Source organism: Rhizobium sp. WW_1, from assembly GCF_003610155.1.
In the GTDB taxonomy this organism is placed as follows: domain Bacteria; phylum Pseudomonadota; class Alphaproteobacteria; order Rhizobiales; family Rhizobiaceae; genus Rhizobium; species Rhizobium tropici_A.
The window spans coordinates 42571-62526 of sequence record NZ_RAIN01000013.1 but is presented as its reverse complement, the minus strand read 5'-3'; the positions used below and the strand labels follow the sequence as shown (position 1 = coordinate 62526).

Below are 19956 nucleotides of genomic sequence, written 5' to 3'. Positions count from 1 at the left end.
GGTTCCAAAGAAAAAACCCGGCGCGAAGGCCGGGTTTTTTGAAGCAATATGGGCGCCTTGGCCTTATGCGGCTTCGTCCTGCGAGTCGTCTTCTTCAATGGCCTTGCCGCGCTTCGGACCCTTGTTAAGATTGGTCTCGACGAGGCGGACGGCTTCGGTTTCCGACATCTTGTTGACGGCGGCAATTTCGCGCGCCATGCGGTCGAGCGCTGCTTCATAGAGCTGGCGTTCGGAATAGGACTGCTCCGGCTGATTCTCGGCGCGATAGAGGTCGCGAACGACTTCTGCGATCGAGATGAGATCGCCGGAATTGATCTTGGCATCGTATTCCTGCGCGCGACGCGACCACATGGTGCGCTTCACGCGGGCCTTGCCCTGCACGACCTTCAACGCACGATCGACGAAATCCGTCTCGGAAAGCTTGCGCATGCCGATGCTCATCGCCTTGGCCACCGGCACCTTCAGGCGCATCTTGTCTTTCTCGAAGTCGATTACGAACAGCTCGAGCTTCATGCCTGCGACTTCCTGCTCTTCGATCGCAGTGATCGTGCCGACACCGTGGGCCGGATAGACGATCGCTTCACCAGTCTTGAAGCCATGGCGTGCTGCTGAAGGTTTTTTCTGCTGGGTCGTCATTCTTTTCAAAAACTCCCTGTTACGCGCCCCGTTGGGGCCGGGGGGCCGGGTCAGTCAGGCCCGGATGAGACGGGCATACCGTCGGGTCACTTCATCCTGGTCCAGCCAGACTTATACAAACAGAAACCCATCCATCGCGATCCGGGACCCGACAACACAATACGTTGATATGTCAAGGAAACCGCGTACGGATTGGTGATTTGCTTTCGTGATGGTTTTGGGCACGCGAAATGCCGCAGTGGATCAGTGTGAGGAAGCTATCACAAAAATCTGAGGAAATCAATAATTTGCTGCGCGCGCGCCAAAATGGCCACGTTGACCGACCAGCGGCCCAACGGCAATGATTCGCTTTCTGCGATATCGACTACACCTTTATCGGCGGCCTGTCACGGCCTTCGATCAGTCGCCAGCACCGGGGTTGGCCGAGAAATATTTCTCGAACTTGCCCTGTTCGCCGTCCATTTCCTTGGCTTCCGGCATCGGGTCGCGCTTGACCGTGATGTTCGGCCAGATGGCGGCATATTCCGCATTGACCTTCAGCCACTTGTCGAGACCCGGCTCGGTGTCGGGCTTGATCGCCTCGGCAGGACATTCCGGTTCGCAGACACCGCAATCGATGCATTCGTCGGGATGGATGACGAGGAAGTTTTCGCCCTCATAGAAGCAGTCGACCGGGCAGACTTCCACGCAGTCGGTGTATTTGCAGCGAACGCAATTGTCGGTCACGACATATGTCATGAAGCACTCCAGGAATGTCTCTAGCTTCCGCAGATGCGCAACCTGGAACGTCGCGCCCTTCCGCGGTGCCGAACGGGCAGACGAATGCGTCACGCGCAGACGTGCCGTCCGGCTGGTTACCGGCAGGTTGATCGTGAGGTATCCACTTTGTCAGCCAATTTCAAGGACAAACAATCTTGAAAACCGCCTGCGACAGGCAGAGTTTTCTAATCCTCGTCGGAAGTCAGGCGATCGATCGCGCGCCGATCCCGTTTCGTCGGCCTGCCGCTTCCCGGCGCCCGCAATGCCTGCTCGAAAGGGGTGAGGCGTTTTGTCTCATCCGGCGGTGGAGTCAGGTCTTCATAGAGCAGCTTGGCTTCCTCGAAAGGGCCCCTGCGCTCGCCGGGTGCCCGTACGATCAGAATGACATCCCGACGCTCCAGCGAAAGCTCGATGCGGTCGCCGGTCTTGACGCCATGGCTCGGCTGCACGACCCGTTCGCCGTTGATCCGCACGCTGCCATTCTGCACGTACAGTTGCGCCAGCGAGCGGGATTTCACCATGCGGGCAAAGAACAGCCATTTGTCGATGCGCTGGCGCGAACCGGAAAATGGCTGTTTCTCGTCCGTCATGGCTTATTTCTTCATCTGCTCCTTGAGGGCAGCCAGCTTTGCGAAGGGAGAATCCGGATCGATCGGCTTTTCCTTGCGCGGCGGCTTGGCTTCGAAGCGCAACGGCTGCGAGGCACCGCGATTGTTGCGATCGTTCCGGTCGTTGCGTTCGCCACGCTCCTGACGGTCGCCGCGGTTGCCCTGATGCTGCGGACGACCGCCTTCGCGGTTGCCGCGTGGACCCTTGTTGTCGCCGCGTGCCTCGCGATTGTCACGTCCGTCGCGACGGTCGCGACCGCCCTCGCGATTGCCTTCGCCGGCTGCCTGCTCGCCACCGCCACGGCGATTGCCGTGCTGACCGCGACCTTCGCCCTGCTGGCCACGGCGATCGCCATGACCACGGCCGCCTTGCCGCTGCTGATGGTCGCTGCGACCGCCGAGGCGCCAGAGCAGAACCGGCTTCGGCTCGGCCGACTCCGCGGCAACGGCTCCAGCCTCGACAACCTCGGCTGCCACCGCGACCGGTTCAGCCGGGGCATCGGCAGCCGGAGCTGCTTCCTGCAACACCGCTTCCGTTTCCTTAGCCGGCTCCTCACTCGCAGCATCGGCGTCATCGTGATCCGCCTTTTCGGCAACGGCGTCCGGCGTCGCCGGGGCTGCTGCCGCATCCTGCTGAGCGAGGAAGGCCGTCGCCTCCTCAGCCTTTACCGAATCGGCGCGATAGCCGAGACCCTTGAGGATCTCTTCCATGTCCTCGAGCGTTGCGCCGAGAATGGAGAGCATCGCGGTCGTCGTCGTGAAACGGCGGCCGTCATAAGCGCCGTCAGGACGCGAAGTCTGGCCGGGCTTCCACTGCAGCAGCGGACGGATGAGATCCGCCAGGCGCTCGAGGATATCGATGCGCACCGCGCGCTTGCCGAGGAACCGGAAGCCTGCGAGCTTGTAGAAGGTGCGCTCATAGCCCGGATCGGTCACGACAGACGTGCGGCCGGCTGCCAGAACCGGGATCAGATCGCCATAGCCGGGCTTGTCCAGGCCATCATTCTTCAGAGCCCAAAGCAGCGTGATGAGTTCGGCCGGAGCCGGCTTCAGAAGCGCGGGCACGAAAATATGGTAGGCTCCGAAGCGAACGCCGTAGCGACGCATGGAAGCGCGTCCATCCTGATCCAGCGACTTCACTTCTTCGGTGACGTCGCGGCGGAACAGAACGCCGAGATTTTCCACCAGCTGGAAGGCCAGCCCCTTGGCAAGGCCCTGCAGATCCTCGGCGCGCTGGAGATCGTCCAGCGGCTTCAGGATCGTGCTGATATGGTGGTTCACGAAGCGCTCGATACGAGCGGCGACGTGATCGCGCGCATTGCCCGTCAGCTGCTCGTCGGCGAGCAGGATGACGCGCGGACGCATGACATGATCGCTGCCTGACAGGCGCGCCACGGGATCGCCAAGCCAGCGCACGAGACCATCGGCGCTGATGGCGAGATCGCCGTTGCCGGCCGCATGCAGACGTGCGGCACGTGCCTCGAACTCCAGCGATAGCGCCTTCTGCGAGGCCGTCTGGACAGCCTTGGCATCCGGTCCCTCGGTACCTGCGATAGGCGTGAACCGGAATCCGGTCAACTGTCCCACATGATGTCCTTCAACGAAGACATCTCCATTCACACTGATTTCAGCTTCCAGCATCGCATTCTCTCTCAGGCGCTTCATGAGCACAGATGTCCTGCGATCAACAAAGCGTTTCGTCAACCTCTCATGTAACGCGTCGGACAATCGATCTTCGATTTCCCGCGTCTTTTCTTGCCAGTGTGTCGGATCGGCAAGCCAGCCGGGCCGGTTCGACACATAGGTCCAAGTCCTTATCTGCGCGATTCGCGCCGAAAGCGTGTCGATCTCGCCATCCGTCCGATCGGCGCGATGCACCTGTTCGGCGAGGAAGTCCTCTTTCACCGTGCCATAGCGCACGAGATCGGAAAAGAGGGCGGCAATGAGATCGGCGTGCTGTGCAGGCGTGATGCGCCGATAGTCGGGAAGCGCGCAGGCCTCCCATAATTTCTCAACCCTGGCCGGGTTGCTGGCAAGATCGACTATCTCCAGATCGCGTGACAGATATTCCAACGCCTGCTGGTCTACCGCAGGCAGCGCCCGCGTCAAGCCCTGCACGCGAGGCGCGTCTTCCAAACTGGCGCGCAACGCCGCGATCGATGCAAAATTCAGATCCTTGGTGCGCCACTGCAGCACCTTGACCGTGTCGAATTCGTGTCCCTCGATCCGGCGCACCAGCTCATCGTCGAACGGGTCCACCTGTCCCGTCACGCCAAAGGTGCCATCCTTCAGGTGGCGGCCGGCGCGACCGGCGACCTGGCCGAGTTCGCCCGGATTGAGATTGCGGAACTGATAACCGTCGAATTTGCGATCCTGGGCGAAGGCGACATGATCGACATCGAGGTTGAGACCCATGCCGATCGCATCTGTCGCCACCAGATATTCGACATCGCCGGCCTGATAGAGTGCCACCTGCGCATTGCGGGTGCGCGGGCTGAGCGCCCCCAGCACGACGGCCGCGCCACCGCGCTGACGGCGGATGAGTTCCGCGATCGCATAGACCTCGTCGGCGGAAAAGGCGACGATGGCGGTGCGCTGCGGCAAACGCGTGATCTTCTTCTGTCCGGCATAGAAAAGATGCGAGAGCCTAGGCCGCTCGAGCACGGTAATCCCAGGCAGAAGCTGCTCGAGGATGGGCCGCATCGTGGCAGCGCCGAGCAACAGCGTTTCGTCGCGCCCACGCAGGTGCAGAATGCGGTCGGTGAAAATATGCCCGCGCTCCAGATCACCGGCAAGCTGCACCTCGTCGATCGCGACAAAGGAGGCGCGCGTGTCGCGCGGCATCGCCTCGACGGTGCAGACCGAAAAACGTGCATTCGGCGGCGATATCTTTTCCTCGCCGGTAACGAGCGCGACATGCTGCACCCCGACCTTTTCGACGACGCGCGTATAGACCTCGCGCGCAAGCAGCCGCAGCGGCAGGCCGATTACGCCACTGCCGTGGGCCACCATGCGCTCGATGGCATAATGGGTCTTGCCGGTATTGGTCGGTCCGAGCACCGCGGTCACGCCGCGTCCGCTCAGGATCATGGGCTGCGAAGTCTGAGTCATAGGTCCGTGCATGGGCGAGAAACCGCCGTCTTCCGATCAGCATGTTCCTCCTGGAGGAAACGAACAGATGACGACCCTATGTGACAAAGGCAAGACCCGAATGAAAAAACAGATGCGGCAACATTCGATTTCATATTTGAACGCCTCAACCATAAGTCACATTTACGCCACATCCCATGCGAGTCCCGGCGATTCAGGAACAGCCTGAGAACGAATCGGAGACGAATCGCTGACTCCGGGCTGTTCCTTATTTGTTCACTACTACATATGGATTTTGCTGAAAAGACTCCCACCAAATACTGAATCTCGCTTGCAGCGCTTTTCCACGGGAAAAGGAGTCAAGCGGAGAATAGACAGCCAGCGAAACTTCGCATGATTTTATGGTTAACAATTTGTAAAAATTAATATTTTTCTCGAATCCGCCGGCGGCTTTAACATATGGGTCAAAGCCGGAACGAATCGGCGACGAATCGCAGTTTCCAACTGATTCCGTTTTTGTTCCTCACAATATCTAGCGGTTCCGTAGCGACGGCATACTGGACTCTGAATGGTTGAGCCCCGGATTCGACCCGAATCAGCGATTGCGGTTAACCTTTTAGCGAGCGACGCTATAATGAATCGATGAATGCACGCAAAAGATGCATATGTTAACACTTCGATCAAAGCCGGAACGAATCGGTGACGAATCGCGGATACTGGCAGGTATCGTATTTGTTCACGGCTACATGTTGTATTTCGCCGGGACAACATCGCGAGATAGCTGTCGGCAGGGATAGCAAGCCTGTCGGCAGCTTCGCCGCAAATTAACCAATCGACCCCCGGCGGCGCTATTTCCGCCGTCCGTCTCCGGCCGGGCTTGTCCGCTCGCGATGCCGGCGATAGGTCACAAGCGACCCTCCCGTTAACCGAAGTCCAAATGCAGAACGAATCGCCGACGAATCACAGACAGCGCCCTTTTCTCGTTTCGTTCACCGCAACCCATTGTATTTTAATTATATTTTAACCATACGAACGAATCTGGCAGTGCCCTCGCAACCGCCCCGCATCCGGGTCGAATTAACCCTTCGCTGACCATCGCAGCCATCGCGTGCGCGCATTTTTATTTCTTAGCCGGAACAATTATCAGGCGAGCTAGTTTCTATGAGCAGAGTTGAAGAACTCCGCCCATTCACTGGAAACAGAGTGAGCCGGAGCCGCTGGAAGCATTACGCCGGATCGGACTGAGCGATGGTGGCGGAATATTCGAGCGACGGACATGGAGGAGACATATCATGCTTGGTACGGTATTACTTGTCATACTGATTCTACTGCTGATTGGCGCATTTCCCAGTTGGGGTTACAGCCGTTCATGGGGGTATGGCCCATCGGGTGGTCTCGGGCTTGTTCTCGTCATTGTCCTCATTCTGCTATTGATGGGTCGGATCTGATCCGCAGATCATTGCTAATACCTCGCAACATCAGGGAGCTAACATCATGAAGAAGATCATCGCCGCGATCGCCCTCGTCGGGGCACTGGCGTCGTGCACCTCAACGGAAAAGGGTACAGCCATCGGCGCCGGCACGGGCGCGCTGATCGGCGGCGTCGCCACGCACAGCTGGGGTGGCGCCGCGGTCGGCGCCGTGGCCGGCGGCCTTGTCGGCAACCTCATCGGACGCTCGGAAGATCGTCGCGGCTATTGCATCTATCGCGACCGCTACGGTCGCCGTTACGAAGCTCGTTGCCGCTAAGACAGGCATTGCCTGACGATCGTCATGAATGGCCGGTCATGACCCGTTCCCGGAACAAATCCGGATAACGGCGGTTCTTGAGAAGTAATCTTCTTCCCGCACCATTGGCTGCGGGAAGAAGGCAGTGTTTTGAGAAAGGAACGGCACTATGGCCGCTATTATCGCAAGCATTGCAGCACTCGCGCTCATAGGCACCACATTTTATGCACTCGCCAGCGCGGCAAGAACGCGCGGCAGGCAAAAGCGGCAGATCGCACTGGAAGCCGTGATCCTCGAATTCAAACCGCGGCACAGACGACAGGCAAATTCGAGCCGTGGCTGATTGCCCTGACAAGCGCGAGAATCCCGCCCATCCCATAAACGACCTGGAGCGGCTCAGCTTCCCGCGAAAGCTTGGAGCCGCTCCATATCGGTGTCTTCGCAAAATTCCCCACGGAGGAAAACCGCATCGCGGCTTCCCTCAAAACACCCTTAGACGAAGAACTGGCCGCCATTGGCCGTTATGGTCGAGCCCGTGATGAAGCCGGCATCGTCGCTGGCAAGGAAAACCGCGATACGGGCGATTTCCTCGGGCTCACCGAGACGGCCCACGGGAATCTGCGGAATGATGCGCTCGTTCAGCACCTTCTCCGGCACCGCCAGCACCATTTCCGTGCCGATATAGCCGGGGCAAATGGCATTGACGGTGATGTTCTTGGCCGCACCTTCCTGTGCAAGCGCCTTGGTGAAGCCGAGATCGCCGGCCTTGGCGGCGGAATAGTTCGCCTGCCCCATCTGCCCCTTCTGACCGTTGATCGAGGAGATGTTGATGACGCGGCCGAAGCTGCGGTCGCGCATGCCCTGCCAGACATGATGAGTCATGTTGAAGAGGCCGGTCAGGTTGGTATTGATGACCTCATGCCACTGCTGTGGCGTCATCTTGTGGAACATGGCGTCGCGGGTAATCCCGGCATTGTTGACCAGGATTTCGACATGGCCGAGGTCGTGCTCGATCTTGGCGATACCCTTGCCGCACGCTTCATAGTCGGTCACATCCCACTTGTGGACGGAGATGCCGGTCACATCATGGAAAGCCCGGGCTTTCTCGTCGTTGCCGGCATAGGTCGCCGCCACCTTGTAGCCCGCATTGTGCAGCGCCATCGAAATGGCCGCTCCGATGCCGCGCGTACCCCCGGTTACCAATGCCACTCTGCTCATGTGCCACTCCCCTTTTTTGCTGCGAAGACGGGACGCCCCAACCTCGGGTCGCCCGCTCCGCTTTCACCACGTCTTCTGGAAAATATCGTTCAAGGCACCCTGGAGCATGATGTCGAAAAGTGTCAGCGGTTTTCGGACGACATCATGCTCTACTTCTTTGATTCTAGAGCGCCTCGAAGCACATGGCGACACCCATGCCGCCGCCGATGCAGAGCGTGGCGAGCCCCTTGCGGGCGCCGCGGCGCTTCATTTCAAACAGCAGCGTGTTCATGACGCGGGCGCCGGAAGCGCCGATCGGGTGGCCGATGGCGATCGCACCGCCGTTGACGTTGACGATCGACGTATCCCAGCCGAGATCCTTGTTGACGGCGCAAGCCTGCGCGGCAAAAGCCTCGTTGGCTTCGACGAGATCGAGGTCGTTGACTGACCAGCCGGCCCTTTCCAGAGCCTTGCGCGAGGCCGGGATCGGCCCGGTACCCATGATCTGCGGGTCGACGCCGGCCGTTGCCCAGGAGACGATGCGGGCGAGCGGCTGGATGCCGCGGCGCGAGGCCTCGGCCTCGGTCATCAGCACGGCGGCAGCAGCGCCGTCATTGAGGCCGGAAGCGTTGCCCGCGGTCACGGTGCCTTCCTTGTCGAAGGCCGGACGCAGCTTCGCCATCGCCTCCATCGTCGCGCCGTGGCGAATATATTCGTCGGCATCGACGATGATGTCGCCCTTGCGGGTCTGGATGGTGAAGGGAACGATTTCGTCCTGGAAGCGGCCGGCCTTCTGGGCTGCTTCCGCCTTGTTCTGCGAGGAAACGGCAAACTGGTCCTGCTCGTCGCGCGAAAGCTGCCACTGCCGCGCGATATTTTCCGCGGTGATGCCCATGTGATAGCCGTAGAAGGCGTCCGTCAGGCCGTCCTTGATCATGGTGTCGATCATCTTCATGTCGCCCATCTTGGTGCCGGAGCGAAGGTTCGCAGCATGCGGCGCCATCGACATGGATTCTTGGCCGCCGGCGACGATGATCTTCGCATCACCCGTGGCGATCTGCTGCAGGCCGAGTGCGACGGCGCGCAGGCCGGAACCGCAAAGCTGGTTCACGCCCCATGCGGTCGCTTCCTGAGGAATACCGGCCTTCATCGCAGCCTGACGGGCGGGATTCTGCCCCTCACCGGCCTGAAGCACCTGGCCGAGGATCACTTCATCGACTTCCTTGGCATCGACGCCGGCACGCTCCAGCACACCCTTGATCGCGGCAGCGCCGAGCTCATGCGCCGCAACGGTCGCGAAAGCGCCGTTGAACGAACCGACCGCAGTGCGGGCAGCGCTGGCGACAACGATGGATGAACTGCTCATGGAAGCCTCCTCACAGAATGAACATGTATATGAGGCGAAACTGTCAAAGCTTTGCGTCCGAGTCAAACAGCAAGAATTTTCGTCGCGCAGATTTCACGAAGCTGTCACCGCCCTCAAAAAAAATCCAATCAAAGGAAAGGGCTTGCCGCATCGCACAAAGCGATTGTCACCAAGCTTCTTTTGCGTCTACACTTGGCGGTGGAGGAGCATTCCATACAATCAGACGGGGCCAGGAGACTGATAATGGCGAAGAATGAGGGCCAGATCGTAATCAAGAAATACGCCAATCGCCGCCTATACAATACCGGCACCAGCACCTACGTGACGCTGGATGACCTGGCGGAGATGGTCAAGAAGGGTGAGGAATTCACCGTCCAGGATGCCAAGAGCGGTGAAGACATTACGCATTCGGTCCTGACGCAGATCATTTTCGAACAGGAATCAAAGACCGGCAATACGCTGCTGCCGATTTCCTTCCTGCGGCAGCTGATCGGCTATTACGGCGATCAGATGCAGATGGTGGTGCCGAGCTTCCTCGAGCATTCCATGCGCGCCTTCACGGAGCAGCAGAGCCAGATGCGCGAGCAGATCAATCGCGCCTTCGGCGAGACGCCGCTCGGCAAGAACCTGCAGCTACCCATGCAGATGGTCGAGGAGCAGGTCCGCCGCAATACGGAAATGTTCCAGCAGGCCATGCAGATGTTCTCGCCCTTCATGCAGCCGCCCGCCAAGGAAAGCCGCAAGGCCGAAGCCAAAGATATCGACGAGCTGAAAGAACAGCTCCGCGCCATGCAAAACAAGCTGGATAGTTTGTGAGATAGGGCAATTCGCCTGTGAACTCGCGGAGAGTTTTCACCTCCCTCTGTCACTGACGTGACATCTCCCCCCACAAGGGGGAGATCGGCAACCGGCAGCGCCTCGCTGCCTCAACTCACCAGCCCATCTGCTGCAACCTGCGTGTAAGTTCGCATTAGGACGAACGGCATACCCCCACCAATCTCCCCCCTTGTGGGGGAGATGTCGCGACAGCGACAGAGGGGGGTCTCAGCCTCGCGGCATACCGATGAGCCGCTTTGCACACCCAGCACACCCCGATCAAAACAGAAAAAGGCCGGCGATCCGCCAGCCTTTTCATTCATGCCATCAAGGCAGCGCTTGGATTATGCGCTTTCCTTCGGCGTCAGAACCTGACGGCCGCGATACATGCCGGTCTTCAGGTCGATGTGGTGCGGACGACGCAGTTCGCCGGAGTTCTTGTCTTCTACGTAGGTCGAAGCCTTCAGGGCGTCAGCAGAGCGGCGCATACCGCGCTTGGACGGGCTCGTTTTTCTCTTCGGTACAGCCATTCTCGTTACTCCATGTACGGACGAAACATATCCACGGCCAGCAAGGCGGCCGAAACAGACATGCATCAATTTCGGAAATTGGGGCGGCTTATACATGGCTTGCCGGGCTTTGACCAGTCCCTTATAGCATTTTTTGCCCACCATGGCAGATTCCCGAATGTTGGCTGCCGAATCGCCGATCAGGCTTCGTCCTCGGGCACCGTCCAGGTTTCCTTCAATGCCGCCTCCTCCCATTTTCGCCAGGCCGGCAGCGCCTTCATCACGGCCATATAGTCGCGCGTGTCAGCCGCAACCGCTATGTCGTAGCGTTCCAAACGGCTGACCACGGGCGCAAACATCGCATCGGCGCCGGAAAATGCACCGAACAGGAACGGACCGCCGGAGAGGGAGCGCGCCTCGCGCCAGATGGTCTCGATACGCGCCACATCCTCCATGACCCCCTCAGGCAAATCCAGGCGGCTGACCGGGCGGCGCATGTTCATCGGGCAGGCATTGCGAAGCGCGCGGAAGCCGGAAAGCATCTCCATGCTGTAGGAGCGTGCCAGCGACCGCGCCCGACGATCCCTGGGAAGCAGCCCGGCATCCGGGAAAAGCTCGGCCGCATATTCGATGATGGCGAGCGATTCCCACACTTTGAAGCCATCATGGACGAGCATCGGTACCTTGCCCGTCGGCGAGACCTCGCGAATGGCGGGATTGCCTGCCGGGAAATCGAAGGGGATCAAAACCTCCTCGAACGGAACGCCGCAAGCCTCCAGCGCAATCCACGGCCGGAAAGACCAGGAGGAATAGTTCTTGTTGCCGATGTAGAGGGTGAGCTTGTCCATGACAGCATGTTTCCTTTCTTAGCCTCAGTCGTCGAAGACGAGGAGTTCTTTAAAATAGTTCATATCCTCGAACGAGCAGAAGGCCGGCGGTCGGAGCTCGAGAAGGGGCACCTCGGCGCGAAGTGCTGCCGCCACCTCGTCCAGCATAGCTTGCCAGCGCGGCAAAGCCTCATCGGCCAGCCGCTCGATGGCATAGGCGAAGGTGATATGGAAAGGATAGGTCTCGTGATCGGGATGGCGATAACCGAGAAGATCGGCAAGGGCGTTTCGCCACGCGGCCATCGCCTTGCGATCAGCCTCGGTCGCCCCATCAACCAGCAGGCCGCTCGGCCTTGCCTTCGTTACCACCACCTTGAAGGGATCGCGCGCGGAGAAGGCCTTCTGCCGCTCGCCCATGATCTCGGTCATCTCGGCGATCGGCGTGTCGAGCGCAAGGTCTACGGGCCAATAGGGGTGTTCGCGGCGATACTCGATGATCCCCTGAAACAACGTCATATGCAGGCTGGAGATCGGGGTGAAGGCAAACTGGCTTGCCTCCGGCATGTCGAGATATCTTTGCCGCGCCGCAACGATCGCCTGCTCGGTCTGCGACCCCTCCGTCAGATGGCAGACGACGGTATTGCCGGGCTCGTATTGGAAGATGCCGGCGCGATCGTAGCGCGTGCCGAGATGGCGCGGCGGCTCCGGATGCAGGCTTTTGGCATATTTGAGCAGGTCCGGGGAGAAGACGGAGAAATCCATGGGCAAATCCGATCGTTGGCAGACCATCCGCCCTTACGTCATGGCCAAGAATGCCAGATGACACCTAGCCGATCGAACGACAAGTTCTGATCTCAGTCATAAAGGCATTTGATGTATGGGTCGGCATTGCGCGCGCGGCGCTGGATCAGCGAGGCGAGCTGGCTGAGGCCCCGCCCCGGCTTACTTGCTACTCGGTCGATCGGGTTCGGGAGCGAGACGGCAAGAAGGGCGGCCTGACGCGCCGTCAGCTTGGAGGCCGGCACCTTGAAATGATAGCGCGACGCCGCCTCGATCCCGTAGATACCCGGGCCCCATTCGGCAATATTGAGGTAGATTTCCATCATCCGGCGTTTCGACCAGACGGTCGAGGCGGTGACCGCCAACGGCAACTCCAGCGTCTTGCGCACGAAGGAACGGCCGTTCCACAGGAACAGGTTCTTCACCGTCTGCATCGGGATCGTGCTGCCGCCGCGCGTGGATTTGCCGCTCAGCGTCTCCTCGACGAGGACCCGCATCTCGCCCCAGTCGACGCCGCCGTGAAAACAGAACTGCCCATCCTCCGAAACCATGACGGATTTCACCAGCACCGGCGCGATCTTATCCAGCGGCACCCAGCGGCGGTCGTATCCCTGAAAGGTAACGGCATCGCCGATCATCAGGGTCGAAACGGGGTGGATGAACGGCAGCAGGTAGGCGACGATGAGGAGATAGGGCAGCAGCAAGACGCCGATCAGGATAAGGACGATGCGCTGCCAAAGCGGCCTTGCCCCGAAGCGCGCGAACAGGGAGGCCCGTTGCGGCACTTCGGCTTCCTCCTCCTGATCGGTCGATATGTCCAATTGCCTGAGGTCCACGATGGCTCCATCCCGGAAGACTTTCGCTGCCGCCGGGAACCGCGCTGATGTTGCACTCGTCATACCGTCTACATCGGGTGATGACCAGAGTGCGACGCAATTCCCCATGCGGCTGTTGACAATTGTCGTTGCCAGCAACCGCCTCTCATGCCAAACAGCCGCCATGGACAGCACCCACTCCTCATTCGAACAGCGCCTCCGGGACAATGCCGGCAAGATCGAGGCTCTGTTGAACCGGCTTCTGGCCGACATCAGCCTCGATGACGAGATCGCGCGCCCTGTCCGGCTTTTGAGCGCAATGCGTCACGGCGTCCTGAATGGCGGCAAGCGGCTGCGGCCCTTCCTCGTCACGGAATCGGCAGCCCTTCTCGGCGGCAATGCCGATGCGGCCCTCAGGATCGGCGCCGCGCTCGAATGCGTGCATTGCTATTCCCTCGTTCATGACGATCTGCCCGCCATGGACGACGACGACCTTCGCCGGGGACAGCCGACGGTACACATCGCCTTCGACTACGCCACGGCGATTCTCGCGGGCGACAGTCTGCTGACCTATGCCTTCGACATCATCGCGGCCCCTGAAACGGACCTGCCGGCGGATCGGAAAATGGCGCTCGTGCTGGCGCTGTCGCGCGCAGCCGGCATCGGCGGCATGGCCGGCGGCCAGGCCCTCGATCTCGCCGCCGAGAAAGAGACGCCGGACGAAAACGGCATCACGACGCTGCAGGCGATGAAGACGGGCGCGCTGATCCGCTTCGCCTGCGAGGCCGGAGCGATCATTTCAGGCGCCTCGGCCGAAGACCGCAAGCGGCTTCGGACATTCGGCGAAAAGATCGGCCTCGCCTTCCAGCTCGCCGACGATCTTCTCGACCTGACCGCCGACGCCGCCACCATGGGCAAGGCAACCGGCAAGGATGCCGCCCGGGGCAAGGGCACGCTGGTCGCCCTGCACGGGCAGGAATGGGCGGAAACAACGCTCGCAGGGCTGGTGCGCGAAGCCGCCGGCCTGCTGGCGGGCTATGGCGAAAAGGCTGGCGTCCTGACGGAAACCGCCCGTTTCGTCGCAAACCGCAAGAGCTGATCCCGACTGCCTCGGCACAACGAAGAATCGCCTGACGGTTGTTGCGCATGAGCCGTATGCAAGGCGGACCTTTCAGTTGGAATAGCGCGTACCTCGTCTGCCATTCGGCTACCGCACCCATTCAGCAATGGAATGTCACCATCACAAGAATCCATAATGTGGCCGGGTGATTTCCGGCGCGTTTTATGACAGATTGCCATTCCGAATTGGCCAGTAGACGCGGAATTCTTCGCGCCGGCCAACGCCCCCGGGAAATCTTTCCATGCACGAAGCGCTTGCCTACCTGCCGCAGATCCTGCCGGCCTACATTGCCTATATCATTGCCGTCGTCAGTCCCGGTCCGGCCATCATGGCCATCATCGGCACGTCGATGACCCATGGCCGCAAGGCCGGCATGAGCATCTCGCTCGGCATTTTCGGGGGATCGCTCACCTGGGCGATTGCCGCAGCGGCAGGTCTTGCGACGTTGCTTCAGACCTATGCGATGGCGCTGGAGATCCTGAAGATCTTCGGCGGCCTCTATCTGCTCTATCTCGCCTATAAGGCGTTTCGTGCCGTCCGCGCCAGCGGCGATCTGCCGACGGCCACGACGGAGCAGAAGACGCCAAGCTTCAAGTCGCTGGTTCTGCGCGGCTACGGCATCCACGTCACCAACCCGAAGGCGATCTTCGCCTGGCTCGCCATCATCGCGCTCGGCATGCCGCAAGGCGCGCCGGCTTCCGTGGCGGTGCTGATTGTCACCGTCTGCTGCGCGACCGGCTTCGTAGTATTCATGGGTTATGCGATCCTGTTTTCGACATCGCATGCACTGAAGGTATATCGCAATGCGCGCCGCTGGATCGAAGGCGCCATGGCCGGCTTCTATTGCTTCGCCGGCATCAAGCTGCTGACGAGCAATATGTGATTCGGACCAATTAATTTAGGAAAAGCTCAAAGCGGTTTTCCACGCGGAATTGCATCAACGCAAATTGGTAGAGCGGCTAGGCCAATCGCATATGGATAGGTGAGCCCCTCAACCGTCCTCTCGCAGTCCGCTTCGCTTGACTGTTCGAGTCCACCCTCTCCCCGTTTTGACGGGGCGAAGGGGCTTGGCGAGATCACTCCCTCGCCCCGTCAAAACGGGGAGAGGGCTGGGGTGAGGGGCATTTATTCACATGCAATAGCCGATCACTCCGCCGCAACGTTCTTCTGGCCGAACCGCTTTTCGATATAGTCGGTCACCAGGGCCTCGAAATCGGAAGCGATGTTCGGGCCGCGCAGCGTCATCGCCTTCTGGCCATCGATGAAGACCGGGGCAGCCGGCGTCTCGCCTGTGCCGGGCAGCGAAATGCCGATATCGGCATGCTTGCTTTCGCCCGGACCGTTGACGATGCAGCCCATGACGGCAACGTTCAGCGCCTCGACGCCCGGATATTTCTCACGCCAGACCGGCATGTTCTTGCGGATGTCGTTCTGGATGTTCTGCGCCAGTTCCTGAAACACCGTCGAAGTCGTGCGGCCGCAGCCGGGACAAGCCGCAACAACGGGGATGAACTGGCGGAAGCCCATGACCTGCAGCAGCTCCTGCGCCACCTGCACTTCGCGGGTGCGGTCGCCATTCGGCTCCGGCGTCAGGGAAACGCGGATGGTGTCGCCGATGCCGTGCTGCAGCACATAGCCCATGGCGGCGGACGAGGCGACGATGCCCTTGGAGCCCATGCCGGCCTCGGTGAGGCCGAGATGCAGCGCATGGTCGGAGCGCTCCGACAGCATGGAATAGACCGCGATCAAGTCCTGCACCTGGCTGACCTTGGCCGACAGGATGATGCGATTGCGCGGCAGGCCGATTTCCTCGGCAAGATCGGCGGAGATCAGCGCCGACTGTACGATCGTCTCGCGCGTCACCTGCCGGGCCGACAGCGGCGAGCCTTCGGCGGCGTTCTTGTCCATCAGCGCGGTCAGGAGGTCCTGATCGAGCGAACCCCAGTTGACGCCGATGCGCACCGGCTTGTCATAGCGGATCGCCATCTCGATGATTTCGGCGAACTGCTTGTCCTTCTTGTCCTTGAAGCCGACATTGCCGGGATTGATGCGGTATTTCGCCAGCGCCTCGGCACAGGCCGGGTGATCGGCAAGCAGCTTGTGGCCGATGTAATGGAAATCGCCGATCAGCGGCACGTCCATGCCGAGCCGCAGCAGCCGTTCGCGGATCTTCGGCACGGCGGCGGCGCTCTCATCGCGATCGACGGTGATGCGCACGAGCTCCGAGCCCGCTTTATAGAGTGCGGCAACCTGGGCGACGGTCGAATCGATATCGGCCGTGTCGGTATTGGTCATGGACTGCACGACGACAGGCGCCCCGCCGCCGACGATCACGCCGCCGACATCGACAGCAACAGAGGAACGGCGCGGTTTCGGATCGAAATCGGTGGCGGACGACATGGAAAGCTCTCGCAGGCCTCGAAAAGGGGTGTCTTTCAGGTGGATCACGAAACGGTCGTTGTCAACCGCTGCCGCAATCTCTTTTGATCGGACGGGATCTAGCCGTTACCGGGCAAAAGCGACGAAATTAATGCGTGGTATCGCCGACACCATCAGCGTAGCGCGCAAGCGACGACAAAGCCAGCACGACGAGCAGTAGCACCGGCAGCGCCATCAGGACCGGCGAGAAGCCGATATGCTCGGCGGCAAAACCGATGGCCGACGGCGCGACCAGCATGCCGGAATAGCCGAGCGTGGTGACGACGGAAATGGCGATGCCCGGTTGCAGCCCAGGGATATTGCCGGCGGCGGAAAAGGCGATCGGCACCATGTTGGAAATGCCGATGCCGCAGAGCGCAAAGCCGAGGATGGCGATCTCGGCATTTGGAGCCAGTGCTGCGGTCAGCATGCCGACGATGGCAAAGACGGTGCAGACGCGCAGCGTCCGGATGGCGCCAAGCCAGTCGCGCACGAAATCGCCGGCAAAGCGCATGGTCGCCATCGTCGCCGAGAAGGCGGCGTAACCGAAGCCCGACAGCGCCACCGACGCGCCCTTTTCCTGGCTGAGATAGAGCGCGCTCCAATCGAGAACCGCCCCTTCCGGAACCATGCAGAACAGAGCGACGATACCGAGCAGCCAGGGCAGCGGGATCATCGGCAGCTTTGCCTTCGGCTTGGCTTCATCGTGATGCGGCTGGTCGCTGAGGATCATCGGCCAGGCGACGATCAGGAAAAGAACGGCGATTGCGGTCGAGGCCTCGGCATGGCCGAGCACACCCCAGCGCGAGATCAGCAGGCCGCCGATCGCCGAGCCCAAGAGGCCGCCCAGGCTCCAGAAGGCATGACACGACGACATGATCGCCCGGCGCATGGTTTTCTCGACAGAGACGGCATTGGCGTTCATCGCCACGTCCATCGCGCCGATGAAGCCGCCGAACAGAAAGAGCACGACGGCCGCGGTCCAGACATTCGGCGCAAGCGTCAGCGCCAGAATCATCGGAAGCAGCAGCACGGCCAAAACGCGCACGACGATACGCGAGCCACGCACGGCGATCTGCGCGCCGGCAAGCGGCATCATGACGAGCGAGCCGACGCCGAAGACGAGGATCATCAGGCCGAGCTCGAATTTCGAAAGTTGCAGTCGTTCGGCGAATTCGGGAATTTTCGGCGCCCAGCAGCCAACCATGAAGCCATTGAGCAGGAACAGCAGGGAAACGGCCGCGCGCGGTTTTGTGAAAAATCCGCTCCTGCGCACCTCAATACCCTCGAATCCAGCCCTGTCGTCCATGATATCCCCCAAATCAGCGCTGCAGTCTATTTAAATCGATTGAAATCACAACGACTGAAAAAGATTGAAACGGTCACATTTCGTCTCCATCCGTTACTGCATAATTCCTTAAGTCGGGATCGATTTAAGGATAAAATTATGCAGCAGCTTTAAAGTGCTACAGCGACCTTTGAGCGTCATATATGACGCGCGGCGCTGTAGCGCGGAGGCAAAGGTGCCACAACCCCGAATAAATCATTCATATACGCACGATATCGACAAAATGTCCTATTGACGCCGAAAAATTAGGCTCCTATCGGTCAAGACCTGAAAGATTATTCAGCCGACCCCAAATCGGGTCATCCTCTGGTGCATCCCCGTGAAAAACTCCATCGGCTATGGCATCCTGCTTACGGTGTTTGCCTACATGCTGTTTACCGCCCACGATTCGGCGGTGAAGCTGCTCGTCGCCTCGATTTCCGTCTGGCAGGTCCTGTTCATCCGAAGCTGCACCATCCTTGCCGGCTGCTTCGTCTTCGAAGGCCCTTCGCTTGTTAAGACGGTGGTGCGATCGCCGATCCTGAAACCGATGATCGTGCGCAGCGTCATCATCCTGATTGCCTGGATTTCCTATTACTCGGCCGCTTCCTATCTGCAGCTTGCAGAGGTGACGACGCTCTATTACGCGGCCCCGATCGTCGGCACGATCCTCGCGACCATCGTCCTGCGTGAAAAGGTGACCTTCGCGCGCTGGATGGCCGTCGGCGTCGGCTTCTGCGGCGTGGTGATCGCCTCCAATCCCGTCGGCCTGTCGATCTCCTGGCCGGTCTATCTGGCGCTGCAGGCGGCCGTCCTCTGGGCAAGCGGCATGGTGCTGCTGCGCAAGACGGCGCTGCACGAGAAGAGCCATATCCAGATGGCCGTCTCCAACGTGATGTTCATCATCCTGACCGCCGGCATGGCGATCGCCCATTGGCAGACGCCGACGCTCTTTCAGGTCGTGCTGCTTGCACTGACCGGCATCATCGCCGGCGCCGGCCAGCTCGCCCTCTTCGAAGGCATGCGCCAGGCCCCGGTCTCGGTGCTGGCGCCGTTCGAATATACCTCGCTCGTCTGGGCCTTCCTGCTCGGCTACCTGATCTGGGGCGACATCCCCGGCGCCAACACTTTTATCGGCGCCATTTTGATCCTGAGCGCCGGGTTCATCATCATTATCAGCGAGCGGATGAAGCGGCGGACGGCGGCTGCTTGAGGGCGGTGCTAGAGGCCATCGGGATAGCTTGATAGCCATTCCGGATGCAGCTCGCGCATATGCTCGACATCAAGCTGCGACGGCGGAAACAAATCGAAACCGCCGTCGTATGGAGCGAAAATGGCGTTGCTATTCTGGTTCATCCAAAAGACGGGGCCGGCTCTTTCGTCAGCCACCTCGATCAGAAGGTCGTTAAACGCTCCTGGCCGCCATTGCGTTGGTACAACCGAGATGATCCAATGAAAGTCATCCTCCGGGTCCGGAGAACGGAGACAGACCCCTTGGCTCACTACCTGCGCACGCCATGAAGCTGTCGAATACTCCTCAATGCAAGATTGGATCAACCAGCAGGCTGCGTCAGCGCCAAGGATCTCAGTTCCAAGGATATTGGCTCTCCTCAATATCTCCTGACGCTCGATCTCATGCTCGGCATACCGCTTTGAATCCGGCAAAGCATGAAAGCGAATCCAGTGAACACGGTCGCTCGCTCTCAATAGATGCGCCAATGGCGACAAGTTGCCATGAAGATAAGACCACCGGCGTCGGAAGACATTGCAGTCTTGAGATGCATCGACAATCACATGCGCCATCCTAGCGTATAACTTTACATGTATGTTAGATTGGTTCACACGTAGAGGTAAATATCGTTATCGCCGATAGTTCGCTTTTCCTACAAAGACTTCGTGTCGATCCTCCATGGCATATGGCATTCCGATCAGGGACGAGCTGGATTTACGCCTCCCCCGC

General features: G+C 60.1%; 19 protein-coding genes. 6 read left to right on the top strand and 13 right to left on the bottom strand.

Annotated features, from left to right (window positions below; translation table 11 throughout):
• Positions 1–63: 63 nt before the first annotated feature.
• The 4 genes from BJ928_RS28605 to BJ928_RS28590 form a co-directional block, all read right to left on the bottom strand.
• A complete protein-coding gene (locus tag BJ928_RS28605; RefSeq protein WP_047634377.1) occupies positions 64–636 on the bottom strand; it encodes a CarD family transcriptional regulator in 573 nt (190 codons plus the stop codon).
• 399 nt (positions 637–1035) lie between these two features.
• The gene (gene fdxA / locus BJ928_RS28600; protein ID WP_047634378.1) at positions 1036–1374 is read right to left on the bottom strand and encodes a ferredoxin FdxA; all 339 of its coding nucleotides are present in this window, start codon (positions 1372–1374) and stop codon (positions 1036–1038) included.
• 206 nt (positions 1375–1580) lie between these two features.
• Positions 1581–1985 (bottom strand): RNA-binding S4 domain-containing protein, encoded by a 405-nt coding sequence (locus BJ928_RS28595; RefSeq protein ID WP_047634379.1) that lies wholly within the window; start codon positions 1983–1985, stop codon positions 1581–1583.
• A gap of 3 nt (positions 1986–1988) precedes the next feature.
• Positions 1989–5114: a helicase-related protein gene (locus tag BJ928_RS28590; RefSeq protein WP_047634381.1), complete on the bottom strand. Its 3126-nt coding sequence runs from the start codon at positions 5112–5114 to the stop codon at positions 1989–1991.
• Between the two features lie 1271 nt (positions 5115–6385).
• Here BJ928_RS28590 and BJ928_RS28585 point away from each other — a divergent pair.
• Both BJ928_RS28585 and BJ928_RS28580 read left to right on the top strand, forming a co-directional pair.
• The gene (locus tag BJ928_RS28585; protein ID WP_082011952.1) at positions 6386–6541 is read left to right on the top strand and encodes a DUF3309 family protein; all 156 of its coding nucleotides are present in this window, start codon (positions 6386–6388) and stop codon (positions 6539–6541) included.
• Between the two features lie 46 nt (positions 6542–6587).
• The gene (locus tag BJ928_RS28580; protein ID WP_047634382.1) at positions 6588–6842 is read left to right on the top strand and encodes a YMGG-like glycine zipper-containing protein; all 255 of its coding nucleotides are present in this window, start codon (positions 6588–6590) and stop codon (positions 6840–6842) included.
• Positions 6843–7313: 471 nt separating this feature from the next.
• Here the strand turns inward: BJ928_RS28580 and phbB are convergent, their stop codons facing one another.
• Together phbB and BJ928_RS28570 are read right to left on the bottom strand one after the other, a co-directional pair.
• Entirely contained in the window at positions 7314–8039 is a 726-nt protein-coding gene (gene phbB / locus BJ928_RS28575; protein WP_047634384.1) for an acetoacetyl-CoA reductase, read from the bottom strand.
• A 163-nt stretch (positions 8040–8202) separates the two neighbouring features.
• On the bottom strand, positions 8203–9384 hold the full coding sequence (locus BJ928_RS28570) for an acetyl-CoA C-acetyltransferase (protein WP_047634385.1): 1182 nt from the start codon (positions 9382–9384) through the stop codon (positions 8203–8205).
• A 243-nt stretch (positions 9385–9627) separates the two neighbouring features.
• Between BJ928_RS28570 and phaR the strand changes: the two genes are divergently transcribed.
• Entirely contained in the window at positions 9628–10200 is a 573-nt protein-coding gene (gene phaR / locus BJ928_RS28565) for a polyhydroxyalkanoate synthesis repressor PhaR (RefSeq protein ID WP_047634386.1), read from the top strand.
• A 344-nt stretch (positions 10201–10544) separates the two neighbouring features.
• Here the strand turns inward: phaR and rpmF are convergent, their stop codons facing one another.
• The 4 genes from rpmF to mtgA form a co-directional block, all read right to left on the bottom strand.
• Positions 10545–10730, bottom strand: coding sequence for a 50S ribosomal protein L32 (gene rpmF, locus BJ928_RS28560; RefSeq protein WP_006724402.1), 186 nt, complete (start codon positions 10728–10730; stop codon positions 10545–10547).
• Positions 10731–10909: 179 nt separating this feature from the next.
• Positions 10910–11557, bottom strand: a complete 648-nt coding sequence (locus BJ928_RS28555; RefSeq protein ID WP_047634387.1) for a glutathione S-transferase family protein — start codon at positions 11555–11557, stop codon at positions 10910–10912.
• Between the two features lie 24 nt (positions 11558–11581).
• Positions 11582–12298, bottom strand: coding sequence for a DUF1868 domain-containing protein (locus BJ928_RS28550; RefSeq protein ID WP_047634388.1), 717 nt, complete (start codon positions 12296–12298; stop codon positions 11582–11584).
• A 92-nt stretch (positions 12299–12390) separates the two neighbouring features.
• Positions 12391–13137 (bottom strand): monofunctional biosynthetic peptidoglycan transglycosylase, encoded by a 747-nt coding sequence (mtgA, locus tag BJ928_RS28545; RefSeq protein WP_047634389.1) that lies wholly within the window; start codon positions 13135–13137, stop codon positions 12391–12393.
• Positions 13138–13315: 178 nt separating this feature from the next.
• Here mtgA and BJ928_RS28540 point away from each other — a divergent pair, with 178 nt between their 5' ends.
• Both BJ928_RS28540 and BJ928_RS28535 read left to right on the top strand, forming a co-directional pair.
• Positions 13316–14230 (top strand): polyprenyl synthetase family protein, encoded by a 915-nt coding sequence (locus BJ928_RS28540; protein ID WP_047634433.1) that lies wholly within the window; start codon positions 13316–13318, stop codon positions 14228–14230.
• A gap of 262 nt (positions 14231–14492) precedes the next feature.
• Entirely contained in the window at positions 14493–15134 is a 642-nt protein-coding gene (locus BJ928_RS28535) for a LysE family translocator (RefSeq protein WP_047634390.1), read from the top strand.
• Between the two features lie 263 nt (positions 15135–15397).
• On the opposite strand, the gene ispG is transcribed toward BJ928_RS28535, so the two are convergent.
• Together ispG and BJ928_RS28525 are read right to left on the bottom strand one after the other, a co-directional pair.
• Complete coding sequence (ispG, locus tag BJ928_RS28530) at positions 15398–16651, bottom strand: flavodoxin-dependent (E)-4-hydroxy-3-methylbut-2-enyl-diphosphate synthase (protein ID WP_047634391.1); 1254 nt, start codon at positions 16649–16651, stop codon at positions 15398–15400.
• Between the two features lie 127 nt (positions 16652–16778).
• Entirely contained in the window at positions 16779–17978 is a 1200-nt protein-coding gene (locus BJ928_RS28525) for an MFS transporter (RefSeq protein WP_047634392.1), read from the bottom strand.
• Between the two features lie 358 nt (positions 17979–18336).
• On the opposite strand from BJ928_RS28525, the gene BJ928_RS28520 reads away from it, so the two are divergent.
• Positions 18337–19209, top strand: a complete 873-nt coding sequence (locus tag BJ928_RS28520; RefSeq protein ID WP_047634393.1) for a DMT family transporter — start codon at positions 18337–18339, stop codon at positions 19207–19209.
• 8 nt (positions 19210–19217) lie between these two features.
• Here BJ928_RS28520 and BJ928_RS38625 read toward each other — a convergent pair whose 3' ends face one another.
• The gene (locus tag BJ928_RS38625; protein ID WP_147413955.1) at positions 19218–19790 is read right to left on the bottom strand and encodes a hypothetical protein; all 573 of its coding nucleotides are present in this window, start codon (positions 19788–19790) and stop codon (positions 19218–19220) included.
• Positions 19791–19956: the final 166 nt, after the last annotated feature.